This window comes from Fulvivirga maritima (genome assembly GCF_021389955.1).
Classification (GTDB): Bacteria; Bacteroidota; Bacteroidia; order Cytophagales; family Cyclobacteriaceae; genus Fulvivirga; species Fulvivirga maritima.
The window spans coordinates 555,352-582,246 of the sequence record NZ_CP089980.1 but is presented as its reverse complement, the minus strand read 5'-3'; the positions used below and the strand labels follow the sequence as shown (position 1 = coordinate 582,246).

Annotated in this window: 20 protein-coding genes, 1 tRNA gene and 1 pseudogene; 3 read left to right on the top strand and 19 right to left on the bottom strand. The window is 37.0% G+C overall.

What is annotated here, in order from left to right; translation table 11 throughout:
* Positions 1–124: 124 nt before the first annotated feature.
* The 18 genes and pseudogenes from amaB to LVD15_RS02405 form a co-directional block, all read right to left on the bottom strand.
* Positions 125–1,672 (bottom strand): L-piperidine-6-carboxylate dehydrogenase, encoded by a 1,548-nt coding sequence (amaB, locus tag LVD15_RS02485; protein WP_233778710.1) that lies wholly within the window; start codon positions 1,670–1,672, stop codon positions 125–127.
* 71 nt (positions 1,673–1,743) lie between these two features.
* A complete protein-coding gene (locus tag LVD15_RS02480; protein WP_233778709.1) occupies positions 1,744–3,174 on the bottom strand; it encodes a trypsin-like peptidase domain-containing protein in 1,431 nt (476 codons plus the stop codon).
* Positions 3,175–3,182: 8 nt separating this feature from the next.
* Positions 3,183–5,210, bottom strand: a complete 2,028-nt coding sequence (gene uvrB / locus LVD15_RS02475) for an excinuclease ABC subunit UvrB (protein WP_233778708.1) — start codon at positions 5,208–5,210, stop codon at positions 3,183–3,185.
* A 180-nt stretch (positions 5,211–5,390) separates the two neighbouring features.
* The gene (locus tag LVD15_RS02470) at positions 5,391–5,798 is read right to left on the bottom strand and encodes a hypothetical protein (RefSeq protein WP_233778707.1); all 408 of its coding nucleotides are present in this window, start codon (positions 5,796–5,798) and stop codon (positions 5,391–5,393) included.
* Positions 5,799–6,068: 270 nt separating this feature from the next.
* The gene (locus LVD15_RS02465; RefSeq protein ID WP_233778706.1) at positions 6,069–6,512 is read right to left on the bottom strand and encodes a lipocalin-like domain-containing protein; all 444 of its coding nucleotides are present in this window, start codon (positions 6,510–6,512) and stop codon (positions 6,069–6,071) included.
* Entirely contained in the window at positions 6,512–12,625 is a 6,114-nt protein-coding gene (locus LVD15_RS02460; protein WP_233778705.1) for a type I polyketide synthase, read from the bottom strand. Before LVD15_RS02460 ends, LVD15_RS02465 begins: the two co-directional genes overlap by 1 nt.
* 307 nt (positions 12,626–12,932) lie before the next feature.
* Positions 12,933–13,673 (bottom strand): shikimate dehydrogenase family protein, encoded by a 741-nt coding sequence (locus tag LVD15_RS02455; protein WP_233778704.1) that lies wholly within the window; start codon positions 13,671–13,673, stop codon positions 12,933–12,935.
* Complete coding sequence (locus tag LVD15_RS02450) at positions 13,673–14,614, bottom strand: polyprenyl-phosphate transporter (protein ID WP_233778703.1); 942 nt, start codon at positions 14,612–14,614, stop codon at positions 13,673–13,675. The genes LVD15_RS02455 and LVD15_RS02450 overlap by 1 nt, the downstream gene beginning before the upstream one ends.
* A 12-nt stretch (positions 14,615–14,626) precedes the next feature.
* The gene (locus LVD15_RS02445) at positions 14,627–15,400 is read right to left on the bottom strand and encodes a phosphosulfolactate synthase (RefSeq protein ID WP_233778702.1); all 774 of its coding nucleotides are present in this window, start codon (positions 15,398–15,400) and stop codon (positions 14,627–14,629) included.
* Positions 15,400–16,332 carry a tetratricopeptide repeat protein gene (locus LVD15_RS02440; RefSeq protein WP_233778701.1) on the bottom strand — a complete coding sequence of 311 codons (933 nt, stop codon included), beginning with the start codon at positions 16,330–16,332 and terminating at the stop codon, positions 15,400–15,402. The genes LVD15_RS02445 and LVD15_RS02440 overlap by 1 nt, the downstream gene beginning before the upstream one ends.
* A 132-nt stretch (positions 16,333–16,464) precedes the next feature.
* A pseudogene (locus LVD15_RS27245) lies at positions 16,465–16,572 on the bottom strand (hypothetical protein); the annotation flags it as partial.
* Between the two features lie 304 nt (positions 16,573–16,876).
* Positions 16,877–17,857, bottom strand: coding sequence for an NAD-dependent epimerase/dehydratase family protein (locus LVD15_RS02430; protein ID WP_233778700.1), 981 nt, complete (start codon positions 17,855–17,857; stop codon positions 16,877–16,879).
* Positions 17,857–18,204 (bottom strand): CpsB/CapC family capsule biosynthesis tyrosine phosphatase, encoded by a 348-nt coding sequence (locus LVD15_RS26795; protein WP_255763370.1) that lies wholly within the window; start codon positions 18,202–18,204, stop codon positions 17,857–17,859. Before LVD15_RS26795 ends, LVD15_RS02430 begins: the two co-directional genes overlap by 1 nt.
* A complete protein-coding gene (locus LVD15_RS26790; RefSeq protein WP_255763369.1) occupies positions 18,201–18,587 on the bottom strand; it encodes a CpsB/CapC family capsule biosynthesis tyrosine phosphatase in 387 nt (128 codons plus the stop codon). Before LVD15_RS26790 ends, LVD15_RS26795 begins: the two co-directional genes overlap by 4 nt.
* Positions 18,580–20,919, bottom strand: coding sequence for a GumC family protein (locus LVD15_RS02420; protein WP_233778699.1), 2,340 nt, complete (start codon positions 20,917–20,919; stop codon positions 18,580–18,582). Before LVD15_RS02420 ends, LVD15_RS26790 begins: the two co-directional genes overlap by 8 nt.
* Position 20,920: 1 nt before the next feature.
* Positions 20,921–21,688 (bottom strand): polysaccharide biosynthesis/export family protein, encoded by a 768-nt coding sequence (locus LVD15_RS02415; protein ID WP_233778698.1) that lies wholly within the window; start codon positions 21,686–21,688, stop codon positions 20,921–20,923.
* A gap of 14 nt (positions 21,689–21,702) precedes the next feature.
* Positions 21,703–22,248, bottom strand: coding sequence for a dTDP-4-dehydrorhamnose 3,5-epimerase (rfbC, locus tag LVD15_RS02410; RefSeq protein ID WP_233778697.1), 546 nt, complete (start codon positions 22,246–22,248; stop codon positions 21,703–21,705).
* Between the two features lie 70 nt (positions 22,249–22,318).
* Positions 22,319–23,425 carry a glycosyltransferase family 4 protein gene (locus tag LVD15_RS02405; RefSeq protein ID WP_233778696.1) on the bottom strand — a complete coding sequence of 369 codons (1,107 nt, stop codon included), beginning with the start codon at positions 23,423–23,425 and terminating at the stop codon, positions 22,319–22,321.
* 215 nt (positions 23,426–23,640) lie between these two features.
* Here LVD15_RS02405 and hflX point away from each other — a divergent pair, with 215 nt between their 5' ends.
* Positions 23,641–24,789 (top strand): GTPase HflX, encoded by a 1,149-nt coding sequence (gene hflX, locus LVD15_RS02400; protein ID WP_233778695.1) that lies wholly within the window; start codon positions 23,641–23,643, stop codon positions 24,787–24,789.
* A gap of 18 nt (positions 24,790–24,807) precedes the next feature.
* On the opposite strand, the gene LVD15_RS02395 is transcribed toward hflX, so the two are convergent.
* Positions 24,808–25,248, bottom strand: a complete 441-nt coding sequence (locus LVD15_RS02395; RefSeq protein WP_233778694.1) for a helix-turn-helix domain-containing protein — start codon at positions 25,246–25,248, stop codon at positions 24,808–24,810.
* Positions 25,249–25,526: 278 nt separating this feature from the next.
* On the opposite strand from LVD15_RS02395, the gene LVD15_RS02390 reads away from it, so the two are divergent.
* Together LVD15_RS02390 and LVD15_RS02385 are read left to right on the top strand one after the other, a co-directional pair.
* Entirely contained in the window at positions 25,527–25,802 is a 276-nt protein-coding gene (locus LVD15_RS02390; RefSeq protein ID WP_233778693.1) for a hypothetical protein, read from the top strand.
* Between the two features lie 181 nt (positions 25,803–25,983).
* Positions 25,984–26,055 (top strand) — tRNA-Arg (locus LVD15_RS02385).
* Positions 26,056–26,895: the final 840 nt, after the last annotated feature.

Here is a 26,895-nt window from a genome sequence, read left to right as displayed (position 1 = left end):
TTGATTTAATGTATATTTAAATATAATTCATACCGCAGTAATTACAAAATTATCAATACAAGATAAAAAAGTATATTACGGCTACTTTTAATAAGATTTTTACTTTATATATAGAATATACGGATTAAATATCAAATTTTATTCCTTGAGCGAGAGGAAGTTCTGTGCCGTAGTTAATTGTGTTGGTCTGTCTTCTCATATATACCTTCCAGGCATCAGATCCAGACTCCCTTCCTCCTCCGGTTTCTTTTTCGCCACCAAAGGCTCCACCTATTTCAGCACCAGAGGTTCCTATGTTTACATTAGCAATACCACAGTCTGAGCCGGCATGAGAAAGAAAACGCTCTGCTTCTCTCATGTTGTTGGTCATTACCGCTGAAGATAGTCCTTGAGCAACACCATTTTGCATGGCTAGGGCTTCGTCAAAAGTACTGTATTTGATAAGGTATAAAATAGGGGCGAAAGTCTCGTGCTGCACTATAGGCATGTCATTTTTCACCTCTGCTACCACTGGTTTAACATAACAGCCAGATGAATATTCTTCGCCAGTTAATGTGCCTCCTTCTACTAAAATGTTTCCACCCTGATCTTTAATCTGCTCAATGGCATTTGAGTACATTTTTACAGCATCAGTATCTATAAGTGGACCTACATGATTAGTTTCGTCCAGCGGGTTACCTATTTTCAGTTGGCCATAAGCATTCACCAGTTTTTCTTTCACCTGATCATAGATACTTTCATGAATGATAAGTCTGCGGGTAGAGGTACATCTTTGTCCACAGGTACCTACAGCACCAAAAAGAGCCCCTGTAATGGCTATTTTAAGATCAGCGTTTTCAGTGATAATCATAGCGTTATTACCTCCTAATTCTAATAAGGCCTTGCCTAGTCTGGCGCCAACTGCTGCTCCTACTTTTTTACCCATTCTGGTAGATCCTGTAGCAGAAACTAAAGGTATGCGACTATCATTAGAAATCAATTCGCCTATTTTAGCATCACCATTAAGTAGGCATGAAACACCTTCTGGTACATCATTTTCTTTAAAAACCTCAGCTACAATATTCTGACAAGCAATACCACATAGAGGTGTTTTTTCAGAAGGTTTCCATATACACACATCTCCGCATACCCAGGCTAGCATAGTGTTCCAGGACCATACGGCTACAGGGAAGTTAAAAGCCGATATAATGCCTACAATGCCTAAGGGATGATATTGTTCATACATCCTATGGCTGGGACGCTCTGAGTGCATCGTAAAGCCGTGCAACTGACGGCTTAAGCCTACTGCAAAGTCACAGATATCTATCATTTCCTGTACTTCACCTAGCCCTTCCTGGTATGATTTACCCATTTCAAAGGAAACTAGTTTCCCCAGATCAGCCTTATGCTTTCTTAACTTATCTCCGATTTGGCGTACTATTTCACCTCTTTTAGGTGCAGGAGTCATTCTCCATTGCTCAAATGCAGCTGCGGCTTGCTTTACTACTTCATCATAAGTTTCAGGAGATGAAATTTCTACTGTGGCGATGAGTGAACCATCAACAGGAGACTGTGATTCTATTGATTCTCCACTTCCGGAAAGCCAGTTGGATCCGGTAGAGGCTCCCTTGTTATTAGATTGTATGTTGAGTGCTTCAAGAGTTTCTTGAATACCTGATGCTGTTATATTCATGAGATTATATTTTGCTTACAAAACTAAAAAAATGAGCCTTAGGTGCAATTTTTAAATAGAAAGAATGGCATTTACCATTCTACACCATAGACTCCTTTAGATTGATCAGGGTAAATGCCTTCTACAAGAATGCCTCCCTGCTTGTTAGTGAGTACCCTGTTGAGATCTTCTATGCTTTCAATAGTAGTTTTATCTATTGCCGTGATAATAAAGCCTTTTTTAATACCGGCTTCTTTCCATTTACCTTCTTGGAGCTCAATTATTTTGACTCCTTTAAATGATGGATCTTCATCCTGTGGAGTGAAGTTTTGAAAAGTAGCTCCTTCAATAACACCGTCAAAGGTTTTAGTGATAATTTCAGTGTTTCCAGCTGTATTTTGAAGTGTGGCTTGAGTGGAGCTTTTCTTACCATCTCTTATGTAGGTCACTTCTATTTTATTGCCAGGTCTGTTTCTGGCTACCATCTCCTGTAGTTCAGAAACATTACTAATAGAAGTGCCATTAATTGATATAATGACATCACCAGGAAGTAAGCCGGCCTTTTCAGCGGCACTGTTTTTATTAACATTGCTAATATAAACGCCATTGAATATATCCAGATTTTCAGCGGCAGCTATCCTGGAATTCATATCTCCGATTCTAATGCCCAGCAAGGCTCTTTGTACCGCACCAAACTCTAGTAAATCATCAATAACCTTTTTCACCAGAGATACAGGAACTGCAAATGAGTAGCCTGTATAATTCCCGGTAGGAGTAGCTATAGCAGTATTAATGCCTATGAGTTTACCTTTTAGGTTTACCAATGCGCCACCACTGTTGCCAGGGTTTACAGCAGCATCTGTTTGGATGAATGATTCTATTTGTAGGTTGTTCTTATCTCTTAATATGCCAATATTTCTTGCTTTTGCACTTACAATGCCAGCAGTAACGGTAGAGTTAAGATCAAACGGGTTTCCTATAGCCAGAACCCATTCACCGGTTTTCACATTATCCGAATCACCATACTCTACAAAATTTAAGCTTTCAGCGGCGATTTTTATAAGTGCCAGATCAGTGGTAGGATCGGTGCCCACTACCTTAGCGAAGTAAGTGCGGTTATCATTGAGTATAACCTCTATTTGGCTGGCATCTTCAATTACATGGTTGTTGGTGACGATATAACCATCATCAGATACGATTACCCCAGAGCCTGAAGATTGTGATGGGCCTCCCAGATAGCTTTCTAGTGGATTTAGACTATATTTTCCTGAAGAATATATAGCTCGGATGTGGACTACGCCAGTGGTAACTTCTTGCGCCGCATAGATGAAATCGAGCCCCTGAGGAACAATGTAGGCGGTATCTTTTTTAGAAGATAAGCTTATGCGTTTTTGTCTTTCAGAGATTGAATTATATGTTTTTTGAGGCGTTCTTTCCAGGTATATGAAAATGGCAGAGGCCGCGATAAGGCCTCCTAATATGGAAGACAAAAACATTCCCAGGAAATAGCTACGTTTGTTCATATATTCTATCAGTTCTCTTTTTCGCTCACTAGTTTTTTTAACTCTGTTAACTCATCTCTCAGTTTTGCAGCTTCAATGAAATCTAAATCTTTGGCTGCTTTTTCCATGTTTTTCTGAGTTTTGGTGATGAGTTTTTCAAGCTCATTTTTACCCATGTATTCTATAACAGGATCGGCAGCTACAGAAGGAGCTTCTTCACCAGTATAGTATTTTTTATGTTTCTTGTTCTTGTCTGCTACATTAGTTTGTTGCAGTATAGAATCTTTAGAACGGATAATATTTTGAGGAGTGATGCCATGTTCTTCATTATATGCCATCTGTATGCTCCTTCTTCTATTGGTTTCATCAATAGATGCTCTCATGGAAGGGGTTATAGAATCAGCATACATGATAACCATACCGTTTACGTTACGTGCCGCTCTACCTATTGTCTGTATCAGAGACCTTTGGTTTCTTAAGAATCCTTCTTTATCAGCATCTAATATCGCTACCAAAGACACTTCTGGCAGGTCAAGTCCCTCTCTAAGTAAGTTTACACCTATCAGAACGTCAAATACCCCCAGTCTAAGTTCCCGTAGAATTTCCACACGATCCAAAGTATCTACTTCACTATGTATGTACCTACATTTTACGCCAGCTCTTTCGAGGAATTTCGTGAGCTCCTCAGCCATTCTTTTGGTAAGAGTAGTTACCAGCGTTCTTTCATCTTTCTTAGTGCGTTCATCTACTTCTTCAAGTAAATCATCTATTTGATTAAGGCTTGGTCTTACATCTATTTTAGGATCTAATAGGCCAGTAGGTCTAATAATTTGCTCTACCACTACACCTTCAGATTTCCGCAGCTCATACTCAGCCGGAGTGGCACTGACATACACCACCTGATTAAGCATACCTTCAAACTCATTAAAAGTGAGAGGTCTGTTGTCCAGGGCAGCAGGAAGTCTAAAGCCAAAGTCTACCAGATTGACTTTCCTGGCACGGTCACCGCCCCACATAGCTCTTACCTGTGGCACAGTTACATGGCTCTCATCTATAAACATTAGATAATCATCAGGAAAATAATCTAAAAGGCAGAAAGGTCGTGCGCCGGGAGATCTCCTGTCAAAATATCTGGAATAGTTTTCTATACCTGAACAGTAGCCGAGTTCTCTCATCATTTCTATATCGAATTCGGTACGTTCTTGAAGTCGTTTGGCCTCCAGGTGCCTTTGTTCGATTTGAAAATGTTCCACCTGAGATACCATGTCATCTTGTATCTCGTGGATCACTTTATGCAAAAGTTCTTTACCCGTTACAAACAAGTTAGCCGGGAAAATGGTAATGCTGGTTTCGTTGGAGATAGTTTTTCCGCTAATAGGATCTACTTGCTGAATAGATTCAATTTCATCACCCCAAAACATGATTCTGTAGGCAAAATCTCCGTAAGCTACGAAAATATCAACCGTATCACCTTTCACTCTGAAATTTCCTCTTTTGAATTCACCTTCCGTTCTACTGTAGAGGATGTCTACCAAAGAAAACAGTAGCTTGTTTCTTGGGATGCTTTCACCCACTTTTAGTTTAATGATGTTTCTGCCAAATTCATCAGGATTTCCGATACCATAAATGCAAGAAACCGAAGCTACTACAATAATATCTCTACGCCCCGTAAGCAAAGAGGAGGTAGCGCTTAGTCTTAGCTTTTCTATTTCTTCATTAATGGAAAGATCCTTTTCAATATATACATTAGAAGAAGGTATAAACGCTTCCGGTTGGTAATAGTCATAGTAAGAAATGAAATACTCTACGGCATTTTCCGGGAAGAACCTTTTAAATTCTCCGTATAGCTGCGCTGCCAGGGTTTTATTATGGCAAAGTATAAGAGTAGGCCTGTTTACTTTAGCAATAACATTAGCCATAGTAAACGTCTTTCCGGTACCTGTGGCCCCCAATAGAGTTTGGAAATTTTCTCCATATTCTATGTTTGACGATAATTCTTCTATAGCCTTAGGCTGGTCACCCGTAGGTTCGTATTCACTTGAAATTTTAAACTGCATAAGCTAATCGTTCTATTCAAATCTAAAGAACTGATATCTTATAATACGGCTAGGATTAAAAATGTTTGTAATTATCAGTGCTTTTGGCGCTCAAGCAAACATGAAAAATCCGATGACGTTAGGTGTCACCGGATATTGTGATGTAATTTTTTTGGGAACCTGTTTTAGAGGTAGTAATAATTATTCATCAAATACTACCTCATTGGACTTTAGCCATTGCTCGGCATCATATACTGAATGAAAAGTTGTGACTACTTCAGAATCGGGTTTTGCTTTTTGAGCTGAAAGTTCAGCGAAAATATTAGGGGAGAATACCCATGCAAAGTATTTAAGCCCAGCTTCTTCCATTCTGGGAAACCAGTTTTTAGCAGTCCACTCTGCGGCATCTTGCCATGGGCCAGATACGCTGGTATTATCATTTAAAACTTTACCACATTTTTTGCTTTTAAGAAGTTCAATGATTTTTTCACCACTGGTCATTATCTTTTCTTTGTTTTGAAAACCTAACCATGTGCAGTACATGATTTTATTGGTTTTATCAAAACTAACTTCCAAATTTGACTGCTTTAATAAAATTTCCCTGTCCATTTCCTTCTTGTTTATAAGTTAATGATTTATCTAATTTTCATTTTTTTATTATAAAAAAAGAATCAATATGTGCGCTAATAATATTTACATCAGAAATTAATAAAAGTTCATTATTTCTAACGTTTTCTGAAATATTGATATCTCTTTAACGTGTTGATTTACAGGATTTAGGTGCGTTGAACATAAATGGTGTGTTCATGGGTGATAATATGCCATTTTAATATGTTGTAGCATCAATGATTGTTTATGATTAAAATCCATGTATTTAATTCATTTCTTACATCTTTCCCAAGTGATGAAAAATATAATACTTCCGTTTTCTGTTTCTATAGGTGGTGTATATATGATCAGCCTGTCACCTTCAATTTTGGCATACCGTTTTTCAATATTGCCTTTCCAGTTAGGAAAAGCACTGCCTTCTACAATATGGGTTAAGGTGCCTGTTTCGTCAGAATAATACCTTCCATAATAACCGAAATAGCTTCTGAAGGCGGAGCTTAATTCTTCTGAGGAGCCTTCATACATTCCATTGAGCTGAAAAAGTTGACGGTCATGCTTCATGATATGAACGCTCATGTAGCCTACTTTATCATAAATAAGAATGCCCTCCGGCGATTTTCCGAAATAATCAATCTTTTGTCCGTTTTCATCTTCATAATACCAGGATTCCAGTTTCCACGTGCCTATTATTTTTTCTGTCATAGAATTTTCCATTACCTGTTACTTAAAATTTTTATAGCCTGAGATACCTCAGAATTAATAAGGTGAGTTACGAATTCACTGTCATGGTGTAGGTAGTGATGCCCGCCTTTTCGCTGTATTAGCTTAAATGTTTGGGTGGTTTCATTTTTCCAATTCTGCATTTGAGCAGGAGTAATATTGTTGTCCTGAACTCCGTGAATGGCCGTAATGGGCAAGTCAAACGGAGGTTCAAATTGGTAGCTGAAACTGTCTATTAGGCTCAGGTCATTTCGTAATAGGCTGATAAGTACTTTTCTAAGTTCTGGATCAGGGATGTTTTCTGGTTTTAAATGAGGAAAAGAAGACATTAGTTGGTCTGTGTCCTGCTTCGGGTTCAGGTATGCTTTTTCATACACTGCTAATTGTGGCGTGCTGCTCACAAAAAGTTGCTGCGGAAGATTGAGCTTTTTCTGCCTTAATAAACGCATAAGTTCAAAGGCGATTAATCCTCCCATACTATGACCAAACAGGATATAAGGCTTATTTAAATAACCCTGCAGATCTAGCATTATTTTGTTTACTGCTATTTGTATATCATTAAATGGCTTTTGAGATAGTTGTTTGCCTCTGCCAGGCAACTCTACAATTATTAGTTCTAGTTCGTTTACTAATTGGTTCTCCCAGCCATGAAATAGGGAAGCACTTCCTCCTGCATCATGAATACAAATTACACGGAATTTGGCTTCTGGGTTATATTTTGGAATAATTATTCCTTTTGGTGCAGTATTATTTTCTGTGTTGGAAGCAATGTCTGCATTTTCATTTGGAATAATTCTGTTGAGCAAAAACTCGGCATATTCAGCGATAGTAGGATATTCCCATATATTGGTTACAGACAGCTTAAGAGATAAATCTTTCTCTAACTTATTTCTGAGTTGTACTGCCATAATAGAATCAATGCCCAAGCTCTTAAATTTCATATCAGGAGAGAGTTTATCGGCAGTGGTTTTTATTATCTGTGCCGTTAGCTGTTTAAGGTGGTTTTCCAGAGCCAGCTGTTTCTCTTCTTTATTAGGAAGTAATTCAAGTGTCTGAAGTAGGTTTTGACCATTTGCGTTTTGCACTTGTTTTTTTAGGAGATTGCTGAAGTAGTTGCTGGCACCTAAGACCGGGAAGAAGTCAGCAGTCTGCTCAGCATTAAGCTTAAATACTCCAATATTGGTTGGATTCATAAAAATGATATGCTCTAAAGCATGTACGGCATCCTGCATGGGAGTAGGGGTGAAGCCTTCTGCTTCAGCATATTTGGCCATGTCTTGTGCATTAGCGACCATGCCTGCGTCTTTCATTACTCCCCAGTTAACTGAAATGGCTGTTTGACCGAGCATAACCCTGTATTGCGCTAAAGCGTCTAAAAACGCATTAGCTGCCACATAGCTAGCTTGTCCACTGAGGCCTATCATAGATGAGGCGGAGGAGAATAATAGGAATAGGTCTAAATCATAATTTTGTGAAAGTAGATGCAGGTTCCATCCTCCTTTTACTTTAGGAGCTAGAATATTAGAATACTCTGAACTTTCAAGTTCTACTAAAGGAGAGGCTTTGATAAGGCCTGCCGCATGGACAATGCCTTTCAGTGTATTTCTTTCAAACTTAGTTTCAAAGACACTTTTTAATGAAAAATATTCAGCTACATCACAAGCAATTACATCAAAACTGGCACCTTGGGAAGATAGTAGATCTATTTTTTCTTTGACATATTCATCTACTTTTCCACTGCGGCTGGCCAGCACAAATTTTCTGGCACCTTTCTCATACATCCACTCTACTAGTCTGAAAGCAATACCATTGAATCCGGTTATGAAGTAATAACCCTCACCGTTGAATTTTGTGTTTTGTATTTTAAATACATCAGGCTTAGTTCTTTCTAATCGGGCTACATAGGTGTTGTTATTTCTAATGGCTACTTCAGGTTCTTTAGTTAATCTATTTTGTAGCAAATTTATAAGAGCATCTATCTCAACATTATTGGGATGCAGACTGAGGTCCACCTGTTGAGTCTCGAATTGTGGTAATTCATTAGCGGTAACTCTTCCTATACCTACCAATGGGCCATGCTCTACATTTAACATAGAGCTTTCTATAGGTTTGCCTCCATTAGTAACTAGCGTAAGCCTGGGGTATCTTTTGAAATGCAGCTCGTTAATAGATTTTAATATGCTTATAAGATAAAAAGCTGATTCTGTTTTGGGCTGAAATTTCTCATGACGAAGCTCTTTGTTGAAAAAGAATATAATATCATCGGTGCTGTCAATATGGAGGTTACTGATAGTAGCCGCAATATGTTCATGATTTTCAAAGTCTACCCTATGTACTTTTACTTCTGGAATGACATGGTGGTCTACCTTGCTGCATATGATATCGGCAGAGTGCCCATTTTTAATCAGTTTAATTGCAAGCTGGTGCACAGTAGTGTAGGCATCAGTAATTATGAGATATTTTTTCGAAATTGATGGTGCCTGTTTTTTAATTAGTTCTGTTTTTAACCAATTAATTTGATAAAACCATTCTGAATCTTCCTGATGGAAATCCGAGACTGTTAGAATCTTACCTGATACCTTGTCGGCTTTCAATAAAGCAGTGCCATTTTGATCATAAATAAATAGATCCGCTACTATTTCGCTATGATGATCATTAGATTTTTGAGGATATAGTTTTACGTTTACCTGTAATTCTGAATTGGCAGGTATGTCATTAAAAACTTCTATGTTGCCGATTTTTGTGAGGTAGGTAGTTCGGTAATCATCATTGCTGTTATTTACTGAATTGGCAAAAATGGCTTGAAAACAACTGTCCATTATGGCCGGATGAAAATGGTATTTCTTGAGCTTGCCGGCAAGTCTGGAATCTACTTTTACAGTTGTTTTAATGTCTTCACCATCTATTATAATTTGAGAAATCCCCTGAAATAATGGGCCATATTGGAGTCCTATATTTTGGAGTTTGTCATAATAGTCTTTCCCTTCAATAATTTCTCCTGCTACAGATTTAAACTTTTGTATATTATAACTTCTTACTTCATCTTTAATATGATATTGGCCCTGTGCGGTTAATATCCATTGATCCTGGCTCTCATGATAAAATTTAAAAGATGAAAGCCCGCTGTCTTCATCATGGATTTTAAGTTGAATTTTGATTGACTCATTATTGTCAAAAGTCACCGCATTTTTAAATTCCAGATTTACTATTTCACAATGGTTGGATCCTGAGAACTCTGTTAAGGCAGCGAGAAGCATTTCTACATAACTCGCACCAGGAAGTACCACCACATTGTTTACCTGATGATCTCTAAGAAATGGAAACTGATTAATGTTAATATGAGCTTCCCAAAAGTGAATTTCAGGTAGGTTGGCGAGTTTTATCTCTCTGCCTATCCAAGGGTGACCTTGTTTGTTCTTATCAATGATAATACGTTCTATAAGCGAGTAATTAGCTCTGTCAAAAGCATAATTAGGAAGGAAAGTATGGTATGAATTTACATTTTTGTAAAACTTATCCCATTGGATGTACCCTCCATTTTCATACAGGTTATTGAAGTTGTTATAAAGTTCATTTAGCTCAGGTTTGTCTCTGTAAAGTGTGTAGGTAACTGCTCCTTTTTGCTGGTGAGCTTCGAGGCACTCCTGTATAGAAGTGATAAGCACAGGGTGGGGGCTAACTTCAATAAAAGTTTTATGACCATCTTTTATCAACTGCTCCATTACAGATGCAAATTTCACACTTTCTCTAAGGTTATCAGTCCAGTAATCTTCTGTGAGCTCAGGGCCGTCCACCTTTAGGTTTCTAACTGTTGAGTATAAATCAATCTGACTTTTTTGGGGATTAACAGTTAAGCTGTTTTTTAATGGTTCTTTTAGGTCGTCCATTTGAGATGAGTGAGAAGCTACATCTACTTTAACGCGTTTGGCGAACCTGCCTTGCTTGTCTAAGGCTTCTATTATTTCTTCAATGGCTAACTCATTTCCGGCTATTACTGTAGATTTGGGGCTGTTATTAACTGCAATAGATACTGATGGGTACTGTTCTATAAATCGTTCTGCTTGCTCTACTGTGAGCTCGGTTACAGCCATGGCTCCACCCTTGCCACTTACAGTTTTCATTAGTTTGCTTCTTGTGCAAATGATCTGAGCGGCTTCATTTAATGATATAGCCTCTGCAATATAGGCTGCGGCCACTTCTCCCATACTATGGCCTACCACCGCATCAGGAATAACTCCAAGAGATAACCATAGTTTTCCCAGGGCAATTTGTACAGCTGATAGTAATGGTTGTATAACATCTATTTCAGATAGTCTGGAAGTTTCTTCGGAGGCATATAACTGCTCAATAAGTGACCAGTCAGTATATTTCTTCCATTCCTCATTACAAGCTAGTATCGCCTTTTTGAAAACAGGTTCGGTTTCGAAAAGCTGCTTTCCCATGCCCAGCCATTGTGAACCTTGCCCGGGAAATATAAATACTGTCTTATCTTCTTTAGAGGCAGGAGTAGAAGCAGACCACTGCTTGTTAGTATTTAAAAACGTGCTTATCTGCTCGATCATTCCATCTTTATCAGAGGCAGAAAAGGCTGTTCGGTATTCAAAATGTTGCCTTCTGGTGGCGGCTAACTTGCAGATGTTTTTAAACTGATAAGCTACACCGTTAACTTGTGTTTTTAGATGGTAGAGTAGGTTTTCAATGTTTTTAAAGAATGCCTGCTCAGACCTGGCTGAGATGGGTAAAATATATTTAGCATGATTGTGATTTTCAATACTAACACTACATGATTTAGGATTATACTCTTCTATCACAGTATGAGCATTTGTGCCTCCCCAGCCAAAAGAATTGATTCCTGCTTTTAGAGTTTCAATAGTAGAGGAAGGCCAGTCGGTTAATTCATGCTGTACTTTGAGCTTAAGATTTTCGAAATCAATATTAGGATTGGGATTATTGAAATGAAGGTTTTTGGGTAGTTTGCGATTATTTATAGCTAGGATGGTTTTTATCAACCCTGCAATTCCGGCTGCTCCTTCCAGGTGCCCAATGTTAGTTTTTACTGAGCCAATATGAAGTGGAGATTTCCTATTTTCTCCAAAAAACTCGCCTAATGCACGGCATTCGGTAGGATCTCCTAGTTTAGTGCCCGTACCATGAGCTTCAACGTAATGAACTTCTTCAGGAACTATTCCTGAGTTTTTATAAGCATCTTTCAATACACTTTTTTGTCCGGCAGTACTGGTGGCAGGTAAGTTTACATTAAAACCATTGTTATTCATGGCACTACCTCTAATCACGGCGAAAATTTTATCTCCATCTCTTTCAGCATCTTCCAGCCTTTTTAAGAGTATGATACCACCTCCTTCGCCGCGTACAAAGCCATCAGCAGCAGCATCAAAGGTGCTGCAACTCCCTTTGGCTGAAAGCCCTCCAAACTTAGATAAAAGAATGTTTTGATCTGGATCTAGCGTGTGATTTACACCACCCACTATGGCATGATTTATACTGTTATCCCACAGTGCCTGGCAAGATAAATGAAGGGCTACCAATGATGACGAACATCCGGTATCTACCACCAAACTTGGGCCGGTGAAGCCAAAGAAATATGAAATACGGTTAGCAATGATATTTGCAGATTGCCCCATAGCAGAGTGAGAGGAAATTTCTGCGTTTTTATGCTTTCTCAGATGTTCAAAATCATTCCATATGTTGCCAATATATACTCCAATTTTTTGCCCTGCCAATTGGTTATAAGCGATATTGCTGTTTTCTATACATTCCCAAGTGAGCTCCATCATAAGCTTTTGGGAAGGTGTCATTTCTGAGGCTTCAGCAGGAGAGATATTAAAAAAGAATGGATCGAATTTATCCAGATCATCGAGCATGGCGGCATGCCTTTGATGTGTTTTGTCTGGAACTGACTTATCAGCATCGTAGTACTCTTCAATATCCCAGCGGTTAATTGGGATTTTTTCTACAGCATCAATTCCCTTTTCCAGCATATTCCAAAACTCTTGTAAGTTATGAGCTTTAGGAAATCTGCAGGACAGACCAACAATGGCAATAGGTTTAACACTTTTCCCCACATTTTCACTTCTCCCTGATATCATCGTCGATGGCAATTAAATAATCCACCTATGAAATTATAAGCTTAAGAATTAAACCTTATATCTAAGTTTTGTTAAACTCTACTTAAGTAATAAATACCCTACATTAAACAAACCAGAAATAGAGATTTATGAAGATGAAATATTCAATATTACTTCAATTGGTGAAGTGTGAAAAATTGTACTTATAAATGGAAGAAATGTAAATGGAGGTCAAGAAAGTTATAGAAGCTTTTGAGAATATAGCTTGATATTTCTCAACTATTTGGCTACAAATTACTTGTGGAGTTTTGCTTTAATAGGAAAGAACTTATGAGTTCCATATTTCCCAAGACTTTTCAGCCTGGAGGTGTAGCATTTCTAATCCATTTTTGGTGTGGCACCCGTGGGCCTTACCTTTAATTAGAAATTGAGTTTCTTCAGGATTATAGATTAGATCATAAAGAAAATAATCTGAAGTAAGCTGATGATAAGGTATATCAGGATATTCATCCGTTTTAGGAGACATACCAAGAGGGGTGGTATTAATTATAAGCTTGTGGCTTTTATAAACATGCTGATTTTCTTGAAGATCAGAATAACTTATAGTTGAAGAAGAGGCTGTTCTGGACACGTATTGAAACGGTATGCCTATGGCGTTTAGTGCCGCGGCTACAGCCTTACTAGCCCCACCAGTACCTAAAATAAGAGCAGGATCTTGAAAGTTATCGGGAAGCCATTCTTCTAAAGATTGCTTAAATCCGAAAAAATCAGAGTTATACCCCTTTAGCTTACCCTTTTCTATCTTCACTACATTTACCGCTCCTATAGTTTCTGCATTAGGGTCAATAGCATCTAGAAATGGCAAAATTTCTTGTTTATAAGGAATGGTTACATTCAGGCCTTTAAGGTCTTTGTGGTTTTTGATTAAAGCAGTTAGCTCACTAATATCAGCCAAAGGAAAAAGCTCATAAGCATGATCACTGAGGCCTAGTTCCATGAATTTCTTAGAGAAGTAATCCTTAGAGAAGGAATGAGTGAGCTTTTTTCCTATCAGACCAAATTCAACCATTACTGAGCAGGTTTTACTTTGTAATTGGCTACTTTCTCAATTAAAACTACTACGAAGATACCTACTGCCAAGAATATGATTGAGATCAATATTTGAGGGTCTTTATTAAAGTGTTCCAGGTATTCTGTAGGGAGAACGTTTTTAGTGAAAGATACTACTTGTTCACCATCATGGTTAACTCTGTAGGCTGTGGGTATCTTCCATGGCCAAACTTTGTTAAGCGACCCTAGCATAAAACCTGCAAGTAGAGATATAGCCAGGTTATGATATTTTTTTAATAGCCATGATATTACTCTTACAAAAGATAGTAGTCCGGTAACACAACCCGCTATGAATATGAGTATGGTGGTAATATCCAGATTGCTTAGGGCTTTGAATATGTATTCATATTTACCCAAAACCAAAAGGATGAATGACCCGGAAATACCAGGTAAAATCATGGCGCAAATAGCAATGGCTCCTGATATAAAAATGAACCATGGAGCTGTTGGCGTTTCTGCTGGCGTAGCGCCTGTAATGATGTAAGCGATGATGATCCCTAAAATGAGGGACACAAACACACCTGCTTTCCACTCTTTAACTTCTCTCAACACTAAAATGGCTGAGATAATAATTAAACCAAAGAAAAATGACCAAATTGGTATTGGGTGATTTTCCAAAAGGTACAGAATGATCTTTGATAGAGTGGCCAGACTGGTGATAATGCCCAGAAAAAGAGGCAACAAAAAGTTGCCATTGATCTTTTTCCAAAACTCTTTTATGTTAAACTTGAGCAATAACTTCAATGCATCCAGATCGACGGCTTTGATAGAGTCTAGCAGTTCTTCATAGATACCTGTTATAAAAGCGATAGTACCACCTGATACACCCGGCACTACGTCAGCTCCTCCCATACCTAAACCTTTAAGATATATGAGTAAGCTCTTTTTATATTTGCTCATTGTTTATTGGGATTATAAGTTATTTTGTAATGAAAGAAAATGGCTAAAAGTATCTCCCCTCAATCCCAATCTAATTGTTTCTAGTGGTATGATTTCATTTGGAGCAATGTTACCAAGGTTAACATTAGAGCCTAATAGCTTAATGAACCACACTTGCTGTGCTTTTTGAGGAGCTTCCCAAATGATTTTTTCAAAAGGTATTTTTGTTAAGATTTCCTGAACCAGACCTGATCTTACTTCACCCGTAGATCTAAATAGGCCTACGTTTCCGCTTTCTCTTGCTTCGCCTATTACCTTCCAGGCTCCTGCATCTAGTTCTTCCTGCATCAATTTAATCCATTGGTAAGGAGGAATGATTTTTTCTTCATCCTTAGAGCCAACTTCAGAAAGTACAGTTACTTGCTCAGAAAGTTTATTGATGTAGTCACATTTTTTATCATGATCTAATTCAATAGAGCCATCTGAAACTTCTGCATACTGCAAATCGTATTTATCTAGAACTTTTCGGTAGTCGTCAAATTGACCCCTGGTTATAAAAGCTTCAAATAAAGTGCCGCCAAAATATACAGGAATGCCTGCATCTTGATAGACTTTGATTTTTTCTTTAAGATTTGGAGTAACATAGGACGTGGCCCAGCCAAATTTCACGATATCTACATAATCACCGCAGATGCTAATAAAATCTTCTGCTTCTCTTATGCTTAGACCTTTGTCCATGGCCATAGTAAAGCCATATTGCCTGGGCTTAACAGTGCGCTCAGGAACGTTTTTCAAAGTATAATTCATTATGAATTTTCTTTTCTAAATTGGTTAATGATTTTATACAATGCTTTTTGAGTTTCTAGCCGAGGGAAAAACTCAAGAAGAACTTCATGCATATCAAAGTCCAAAATTAAGGCATTTTCTAGATAATTAAAGGCTTCTTTATATTTTCCGGCACTTATTAGATAAGCGGTAAGCCTGTAAAAATACTCAGGGGCGTCTGGAGCCTCTTCTAGGCCACTTAAAATGAGTTCAATTGCTTTTTCATATTCTCCTTGCTCGTAATAAATATAGGACCAGTCCATCCAGATTTCTTTGTCGTCCGGATTTAACATACTAGCTTCTTCGTATGCATCTATACTAGATACTATATTACCTATATTATACTCTGTTTGTGCCACAGCTTTCCAATACTCTGCATTTTCGTGGTCAAGTTTCAGTGCTTTATTGTAGAAATGCAAGGATTGATACCACTTTTCTTGTTGAAATAGGCATTTTCCTGCACCAAACCATGCTTCATCGTATAAATTATCGAGTTTTGTTGCTTTTTGGAAGTATTTTAACCCTAGCTCATATTGCTCCATGTTTTCATAAACAATGGCTATTTGGCAATATACTTCAGGGCTAGGTCCTTCTATGTCAAGGGTTTTAACATATGCATCAAGCGCCTTAGGAAACTTTTCCATTTGCAGGTAGGTGTTTCCCATATTAAAGTAAGCAGAAGAGAAGTTTTCTTCTATTACTACCGCATACTCATAGGCTTCTACTGCTTGTTCGTATTCCCCGAGTTTATTATATACTATACCCAGGTTATACCAAGCGGCTTGTGAGTAAGGATCAGCGTCAATGAATTTTTTATAATAGGATATACTACTTTCCAGCTCGCCACAAAGATCCAGGCAGTAGGCCAGCTCATATAGCGCTCCATCATGAAGGATGTTCTCTTCAATGGCCATCTTGTAAGCTTTAATAGCCTCTAAATATTCTTCTTTACTCTGATGAGCTAAGCCAATGCTATAAAACACCTCATCTCTTTCCTCAGTAAAAGGAAGAGCCTTAAGGTAAGCTTCTATAGCCGCGTCATAATCTGCTCTTAAAGAAAATATGGAGCCTTGTAGAAAGTATATTTCAGCATCATTAGGCTGGAAAGATTCGGCCTTGTCAAGTAACTCTAAAGCTTCATTGTATTCTTCCAGGTTAGACAGTATTTGTGCCTTGGTAATAAGTAGTTCTGTGGAGAATGGATACTGATCACCGGCTATGTTTACTGCTGTCAGAGCCTTTTTATACTGTCCTCTATCGAGGTATATGCCAATTATTTGCTCAAATCCTTCGAGTTCAAAAAATAATTAGCTCTGTTTTTTATATGATCTTCGAACCTTTTTAGGAGTTCGTTTTCTTCTTTTTTCTTAAAGTTTTCAGCCATTCAATCACCTCAAAAAGTTTAAACAATTTAATTAAAATAATCTTAATTTTTTCAAAAAAGACTAAAGGTGAATTTTAATTTGTATTCTTCTTCAAATAAAACTCGCAGATCCAATCAATGGTATCGGAAAGAGGGGCAAAGGTATAATTTAGTTCACTCTTGATCTTGCTATTATCAAAGTATATTTTGTTTTTACTAAGTCTTGCCGTCTCTTTTGTTATAACAGGTTCTTTATTAGTGAATAATGATTTTATTTTTTGTAGTAACAGAGCAGCGGTGGTCATCCATTTTCCCGCTTTTATGTGAGGTGCTTTTTTGTTTAATTTTTCAGCTGCCAGCACAAAAAAGTCTTTGTAACTCAGGGCTCCTCCGTTAAGTATATATCTACTCCCACTTAAACGGGTGTCAAGCATTTTTATTATTATGTTAACAACATCCCTGAGGTCAACATAGTTTAATGTGCCTTCAGTATAAAACGGTTTTTCATCCCAGACATATTTTATGAGCTTAGCGCTGCTTTTCTCCCAATCACCGGGACCTAGAATAAGAGAGGGGTTTAGAATTACGGCATTTAAACCTTCAGCTATACCTCTATAAACTTCTAGTTCTGCCTGGTATTTGGTTTCAGCATAGCGAGTAGACCATGCTCCATTGTCCCATTTTTCTGATTCATTAATGGTGCCGCTGGGCTTAGATCTGCCAATAGCAGCTACAGAGCTGAGGTGAATGAAATATTCAATATTAGCTGCCAGTGAGAGGTTGACAAGGTTTTCCGTTCCTTCAACATTAACCCTGTATATTTTATCTTTTTCTTTAGGCGAGTAAGATACTATAGCCGCACAATGAATAATGGTATTCACTTTATTTATGATAGGCTCCAGCTCCTGAGGGTTTCTCAGGTCTCCATACTCTAACTGAATAGAATCTTTAATGTCATTTAAAAGGCTTAGATCGCTAGTTTCTCTCACCAAGCCTATAAAAGGCATGTTGCGCTGTAAGAGCATTCTGCACACATAACTACCGACCAGACCATTAGCTCCTGTTACTAAAATCATTATAGACGCTCGTTTAGTAATGGCAAATCTAACGCCTTTTTATAATATTTCTCGGTCACAGATTTTTTCATTACTTCAAAGTGCTTTAGGTTATGGCAGTCACTACCAATAAAATGCACTAATTCTTTGTCTACTATTTTTTCAGCGGTCTTTTTTACTTGTTTAGAATAATAGCCTGAAAACGAGTTTATGTTTACTTGCATAAGTACGCCTCTATTAATCAGGTCTTCTATTTTAGAAAAATCGCTATGAATATAAGCGTAGCGTTCCGGATGTGCCATAATAGGATTTAGTCCTTTTGATTTAGCTTCAAAGATGAATTCTTGAAGGTAAAACGGCTCATTCATAAATGAGGTTTCAAAAGAAAATTGTTGTCTCCAAAGGTCAGGAGCTTCTCAGGAGTTTTGGTTACAATTTCAACCAGGTTTTCATCTAAGTAATATTCTGCGCTGGCCTGTAATTCTATGTCTATTTCGTTTTCCTTAAGTGCTTTTAGTAAGGCATTGTATTTTTCCAAAATAGTTTCAGGGGTGTTATCATAAAAATCATACATAACATGTGGTGTCGTTATGATTTTACTATAACCTAAGCTTTTAAGGCCTTTTATTATTTCTAGTGATTCTGAAAAGCTTTCTACACCATCATCTAACTGAGGTAGCAAGTGAGAATGGAGATCTGTTTTAAGAAACCTTTTTGAGGCAGTATTTTTTTTCTTGAATATATTAAACACCTTTTGTAAATGCGTGCTTTATTTTGTTAATGAACCCTTTTGGTTTTTCTTCATAATAGCCATAACCATAGCTTCTTGCGCCTACTATTGAAGTGGCATTCATGATAACAGCCAAATTATTGAAGTTATTCACTTTAACCAATTTGTTTAAAGTGTTCATGAAGATTTTTTTAGAATAGTTAGACCTAACAATGTATAAGCCCACATCTGCTTTTTTCATAGCTATTACTCCATCAGTAACTAGACCAACGGGAGGAGTATCAAGTACTACTATGTCATATTGCAGCTTTAACTGTTCTAGTAGTTGATCAAATTCACCATTAATAAGCAATTCTGACGGGTTAGGAGGAGTAGGTCCTGCAGGGATGAAATCCAGGTTTTCTACAGCAGATTTTTGAATACATTCGGCTATGGTATGTCTGTCTATTAGTATGGTACTTACTCCTTTGGAAGACTCTTCACTATTAAAGGCAGAGTGAACCCGAGGTTTACGCATATCAAGGTCTAATACGATCACCTTCTTTTTAGAAGCAGCTATAATGCCACTAAGATTAACCGAAATGAAAGTTTTACCCTCACCACTAACGGTGGAGGTGACAGCTATTACTTTCTTTTTGTCTTTTGGTATAAGGAATTCGATATTGGTTCTTATCGTTCTTAAAGATTCACTAACAGCTGATTTGGGTCTTTTGTGAATGATTAACTGTGTCTCTACTATTCTTTCCTGGCTTTTTGGTACACTGCCCAGTATTGGTGCGCTGGTGAGTCTTTCAAGTTCTTTAACTCCATTTATACTATTATGCAAAACATATCTCAGCATTACAAATAATAAGCTGAGCACCAGCCCGGAGACCATTCCTATGCCTTGAATAATTCTTACATTTGGCGAAATAGGAGCGGTGGGGATAAAAGCAGGGGATAAAATTTTGAAATCTGTAGTAGTGCCCGCCTGAGCTATTTGATATTGAGCTTTACTTTGCATTAAAGACAAATAAAACTCTTCGTAAAGTTTAAAGAACCTTTCGTTTTTGTTAAATTCAGTGCTTTTTTCTGGTAATTCTATGAAGTCTTTTTCCAGAGCATTTTGCCTGTTATTTAGGTTTATTCTGTCTTTTTGATATGATTCCTTGAGGCTTTCCAGGTGCGAAATTAAACTGTTTTGTAGTTCAGTAATTTGCAGGTTCAACCGTTTTACAGCAAAGGTGCTATCACTGTAAGATAGTTGTATGCTTTTCTTTTTCTTAACTAACTCCTGAAGTTCAACAAGCTTATCTTGAAAAGAGATAGGAAATACATTTAGGTTGTTATTAAGAAGCTCTTCACTGGATTCATTTTTTACTTTAGTAAGTAACTCTGAGGTAATGTTGATCTTTTTGTTTAACTCATATTTTTGAGAATCTAGCATATTAATCGCTAGTATAGTTTGTTGCAGGTCTACATCAAGGTTATTAGTTCTGTTCTCAATGGTGAAGTTTTCGAAGTAATTCTCATAACCTTCGAGTTGCATTTCTATTTGTCTTAGCTCTTTGTTTAGCCACTCTATCTTTTGGTTGTTTTCAAGATTCTTTTCCTGCTCAGTATAGTTAAGATATAGTGTGTCAATAGCGTTGACAAGGTCTCTGGCTTTTTGAGCATTATAATCTCTGAAGCCTACTTTTATGGTATTGGCGTTAAGGTTTAACGGTTCTACGGAAATATTTCTGGCGATGTATTGTATTTGAGCTTCTTTACTATTAATCACAAAAAAGAAGTTTTTATCTCCTTTGGGTTCATAGTAATCAGTAAGATATATGCTTAGATCTATTTGATTATTGCTTACTTTTTGACCAAATCTGAATTTTTGATTACTATCTTCATTTTCGGAGCCTGTGAAATTAATAGTGTAATTATGATCATCAATGATGGTTAAATAAATTCTCCTATCATATAATGATGGATCTTTTAGATTATAATCAACAATAAAGGGCGAAGTTTTGAATTTTTCATCTATCAGTACATTACCCGATGTATAATAGCTAATGCTCAAATCAATGGTTTGGATAACCTTATCGAAGAACAGTCTTGATTTAAGAAGTTCAATTTCTCCAGAAATGACATTTAAACTTGAATTGTCATTGATGCCAGGCAGACCTAATTCTGATGCTTCTGATTTTACGTCTAACTTTAATTCTGATTGAGATTCATAGAGTGGTTTGGTCCACCTTACATATAAATAGGCAATAACATTTGTGGTAAGAAGTATAAGCATAATCCAGATAATACTTTTTCTGAATACTGCATATGCTTTATCTAAGTCAAAAGCTTCTAAAGATTTGTTAGCGTCCTTTTCCACGTTAATTATTGAGGCTGATTACAACAGCTATGAGAGATGCTACACTACTTAAAATTGAAATAACCGGTCCATTATCTCTGATAAACTCAGTAAATGGCTTTCTCAAAGGTTCTAGGTAAATAATATCGCCGTTTTGCACTATCATATTAGAGTTTAAATACCCATCTATGGTAGATAAATCTATCAAATATACTTCATCTCCTCTCAGTAACCTGATGTTATTGACTTTAGCTGTTTCCTTTATGCCTTTTGAGAGCGCTATAACCTCAGTGACCTTTAAATTTTCATTTTCCAGAGGTATAACTTCTCCTCCTAAATTTGTACCTAATAATGTTACTCTCTTGTTTAAAAACGTTAGTCTTACAAATGGCTCTGTGTAAAAAGTAGCATACTTCTTAGCAATTATCTGTTCTGCATCAGCAATAGAGAGGCCTTCCAGTTTTATAGGTTCCAACATAGGGAAGTTGACAAAGCCTTCAATATTTACAAGATACCTAATGCCTATAGTGGTTGTTGAAGTGCTGCTTTCTGGGCTTTTTGCGGTTTGTGATAATTGATTTTCCGGGTCAATCAATTGTTCCCCGTTTTGTGTATATACAGAAAGCTTAAGGTAGTCATTCTTTTCTATGATGTAATTGCTTTCAGCCTTTAATACTTCTTCGTTAAGTTTAGAAAGCTTATTATCATATTCTTTGAACATTACAGTGTTCTTAGAAGCTCCACATGAGCATAAAGTAAGAATGACCCCAAAAAAAAATAAGTTCTTCAAATTATTGAAAGTGTTTAATTTAAAACAGCCTTTTCAAATTCAGCCAAACTAGGTAGTTCTAAGTCTTTGTCTGAAACAATAGGCGTGCTTACTTGCCAATCTATGTTTAAATCTGTGTCATTATATATAATTCCACTTTCTGATTCTTTATTATACAGATTACTGCATTTATAACTAAAAATACTGTCTTCCAGCGCGGCAAAGCCATGAGCAAAACCATCTGGCACCATGAGAGCATTGTTTTTATCGCTTTCTAACAGGCAATAATAAACTTGCTTGTAAGTTTTTGAGTCAGGACGTAAATCTACTACTACATCCAGCACTTTTCCGGTAATTACCCTTACAAGCTTTGCCTGTGCATATGGCGCATGCTGTAGGTGCAATCCTCGGATTACATTTTTCTTTGAAAAGGATTGGTTGTCCTGAACAAAATTATAGTTAATTCCGGATTCGCTTAATTTTTTATCATTATATGATTCGAAGAAAAAGCCTCTGTCATCATTGAAAATGCTGGGATATATTTCATATAGCCCCGAAATGCCGGTTTCTTTAATGGTCATGGTTAGATTAGTTTATCGATTTGTGCACAATAAACTACTAAGTTAGCACTAGTGTTCTGAGAATTAAAGTTTATCTGTTAAATTCTGCTATGGATTTTAGGTATCTTTCGATAACTATTTGTTCGCTAAACTCATTTTCTACCTTTTTTCTGCCATTTAAACCAAAAGCTTCTATTTCTCCATCTGATAAAATGCTCATATTGCGCATCTTTTGAGCCAGATCTTCAGCGCTTTTTAGTTCACACAAAAAGCCGTTATAGTTATTTTCTACTACGTTATTACATCCGGGTACATCTGTAGCTATAATAGGCTTAGCTGAGCTGGCTGCTTCAAGTAAGGTGCGCGGCGTGCCTTCTCTATAAGATGGTAATACTATACAATCCGCATTTTTTATAAAAAATCTTACATCGTTAGTAGTGCCCAGATATTCAATGGTGTTTGAGCTTATCCACTCATCTATGATCTCAGTTTTAATACCTCGCCTGTGTTCAGGGTCTTTTGCACCCAGTATTTGGAAGCGTGCATTAAGTCCTGATTTCTTTAATTGCTTCACCGCATCTATAAATTCAATCACTCCTTTGTCATGAATAAGTCTTGATATGAGAAGGAACGTAAAAGGTGTATTTCTTTGAAAGGCCATGGGCGGAAAGTGAGATAGGTCAATGCCAGATCCGGGAATAACATCGCTGATGCCTTTCTTGATGAGCTTCTTCTCTATGAATAGATCGTAGTCATGGTGGTTTTGAAAGAAAACTTTTTTAGGGAATTTAAAAGCTACTTTATACATCATTAAAGCAATGCTAGACACAATTCCTTTTTGTAGAAAGACTGTTCCTAAGCCGCATACGTTGTTTATGGCAGGTAATTTTAATGAAGCCGCTGCCATGGTACCGTAAATATTGGGCTTAATGGTATAGTGTAAAATAATGTCAGGCTTAATCTTTTTATAGATGCCTCTTAGTTCAAAAAATAAAGCAAAATCTTTGATTGGGTTAGCGCCCCGGCTATCCATTTTTACAGGATGAAAAATGCACCCAGCCTCTTTGAGCTTATGGGTATAATCATCTGCAGGAGCAACAACATAGACCGTGTGATTCTGCTCTTGTAATGCCTTGATCAGGTTCATTCTGAAGTTGAAGACATTCCAAGATGTGTTTAATACAATAGCAACCTTCATTCCACCAACTAGTAATTCTTTTAACTAAATAAAATTCCTTATGTTATTTTATAAATTTGAACCTCTAAGAAACTTATTTTGGTTTTATATCAAAAATGTTTTCAAAGTAACCATTTCTTACATGATCGTAAGAAGGTTCGAATATTATATAAGTTAAACATATTCCATAACATTGTAAATTAATTTATCATTATCTTTAATAGAATATGGAGACAGTGAGTAGAAATAAAAATGAGAAAGGTGTGCTGGTTACAGTGGCAGAAAAGGGACTCGATGAGGTGGTTATTAATGAGCACCTGGATGAGTTAGCGTTTTTAGCTTCTACCGCACATATTACAACTGAGAAAGTTTTTATACAGAAACTAGATAAACCCGATATACGGTCTTTTGTAGGTAAAGGTAAGCTGGAGGAAATAAAACAATATATCACTAGCCGAGAGATCGATATTGTGATATTTGATGATGATCTTTCTCCTAGTCAGCTTAGAAACCTGGAAAGAGAGCTAAAGTGCAAGTTGTATGATAGGAGTTTATTAATCCTTGATATATTTCTTAATAGAGCACAAACCGCTCAGGCAAAAACTCAGGTAGAATTAGCGAGGTATCAATACCTGATGCCTAGGTTAACCAGAATGTGGACTCACCTTGAAAGACAACGTGGAGGAACAGGTACTCGAGGCGGAGCTGGAGAGAAAGAAATAGAAACTGATAGAAGAAATATTAGGAATCAGATTTCTGTGCTTAAGAAAAAGCTTGAAAAAATAGAAAAGCAGAATGAGGTGCAGAGAAAGTCTAGAAGTGGAATAGTACGAGTAGCCTTAGTAGGGTATACTAACGTAGGTAAATCTACTTTAATGACATTGTTGAGTAAGAGTGATGTAAAGGCGGAGGATAAACTGTTTGCTACTGTAGATGCCACTGTTAGAAAGGTGGTTTTTGAAAATATTCCATTCTTATTATCAGATACGGTAGGTTTTATACGCAAACTTCCTCACCACTTAATTGAGTCTTTCAAGTCTACTTTGGCAGAGGTGAAAGAGGCTGATGTTTTATTACATGTAGTAGATGTAGCGCACCCAGCGTTTGAAGACCATATAAAAGTGGTAAAAGAAACGTTAAAAGAGCTAGATGCGCTTGATAAGCCTACTATTTATGTGTTTAATAAGGTAGATCTACTAGATGATGAGGTGAGAGAGGGTGTTGAAAATATGCAAATCGCTAATATAGCGAGTGACGATGAAAGAGTTTTTGTATCAGCTGAGAAGAAGATTAATATGGATCAGCTTAGAGAAAAGATTTTATTAGCAGCTAAGAATAAACATTACCAGATTTACCCCAATTCATTGAGTGATGTTACATGGTAGTAATTATAGCGTCTTTAATTAAAGGCGCATAATTTCTTTTACTGCCTTTAGTTGGGTAATAACTTTTTCATGCTGGTTTACTACATCACTAAGTTCACTAATAATTTCCTCAGTTAATTCTTTTAAGTCATTATAAGCAGATTCCATCTGGCCTTTATCATAATCTCTTTGGATATCATTTAAGGCCTGCATGTAAAGAGTAATGTCTTTTAAGGTGGTGACAACAGGTGCTTCCTGATTATTCGTTTTTTCGTATAGTTCATTTACGCTTACATCCAGGATACTAGCCAGTACATTTAATACGTCCATATCAGGGGCTGTTTTCCCGTTTTCCCAGGATGAGATAGTTCCCTGTCTGAATTTTTTACCTATCCGTTTGTACACTTCATTTCGCAGATCATGCTGGGTAAGCCCTTTCTTTTTGCGAAAAAAAGCAATTTTATTTGCTGTCGTCGTCAAAGTAATAACACCTTAATTAGAGTTAATGTTAGTGAGTTTTGCTAAAATAAACTATTTAGAATTTTAAATATAAGAAAAAAAACGATTGTTCCATTTCCGATACACAATCAAAAAAAATGAATAGTATAAAGAATATTTTGGTTAAAAATACGATATATATTTTGTGTAATACGTATAAAAACTTACATTTGGTTGAATAAAAATTCTATATAGCGTTTATTTGAAGTATAATTAATCACTTAACCGTATAATTTACCAACTAAACCTTATATACCGACATGATATCAATTGACAACTATCCGCGTTTAGAATTTTTTATTCATTCAGCTCAAGGAGATCTGATTGAAGAATCCTTTAAGCATGTAGAAAAGCTGCCGATTTGTTGGGTAGCATGCGAGGAGCTGGAAATAGAGTATGGAAAGGCCTTTGAAGAAAGTAATTTGGAAGTGGAAATGACTGGAGGACAGCTTTTTTATACAGATAGACAGACTAAAGAAGTGATTGCAAAGATTACATTTAGTCAGGATCTGGTAGATATGAGAATAACAGCCTAAAAGGCGAATAAAATATTAAAGACACCCACCTGGGTTTAGGTTGAACGTCATCTAGAGGAGGTAAAACGTTATCTCCTCGGATGACATTTTTTATTTTATAGAGTAATGGTTTTTACTAAAAACGTCTCTACCTTGGCTTAAAAGAAAATTTCATTAACTTTGCGATCCCTTAAAACAAGGAGGCCCCGTAGTTCAATGGATAGAATAAGAGTTTCCTAAACTCCAGATACAGGTTCGATTCCTGTCGGGGCTACTTATCAGAAGGAAGAATTCATTCTTCCTTTTTCTGTTTCTTACCTTTTATACATTAAATAATACATGTGTTGGTTTTTTTATACGCTGCCCTCCGTATAAAATCATTTTATACGCTCCCCACCGTCTATATACGTATTATTTTCTTCCATAAAAAATAAGCCGAATTATTCTTTAAAGAGATAGCAAATAGCTATTCATTTAAGTTTTGTTGCGTTAAGCATCGATGCTGGCTCTAATTGACCCAAAGAATATTGAAACTGGACAACTTATAGACAGAATAGAATTCCATAAAGAATGATCTTTGAATGTCAAGGCTCGATGCCAATAGCTACTATGGCCTCTGCTGGCTTCTTTTCTCATTCTCGATGGGGGAAGACCTCCCCAGGTAAGGGGAATATCTTGGTGTCTATCGTTGCCACATCTACTATTTCGGCACTAGTCTCTTTCGAGGAGTTGGACTTCGGCAGGATGTGTTAACTTATAGCCTCTTTATGCAGTTCATGTTCTTCAGTACAGACATCGCAGTCTGGCTTTATTCATGCGTGTTTTATTTTAAAGGTATTCATGAATGCTTTGTATTTCCTCAGTTCCATTGTAACCGATGACAGCCTTGCCACTTGCTTGGCTTCTGGGCACGACCCCGGCGCTTACGGGACTCTAACCCTTTGGAACACTCATTTTCTTGAGCTATATTCACCATTCAAGGCACACCACACGCTGTATATTTCATGACTGGTTGGTGGTTTTCGAGGCTTTAGTTCTTCGTGAAAAATCGGTCAATCTTGCGGATTGACTCAGTGGTAAACCGAAATTTCACTACCTTGAAATCAGCCACGAA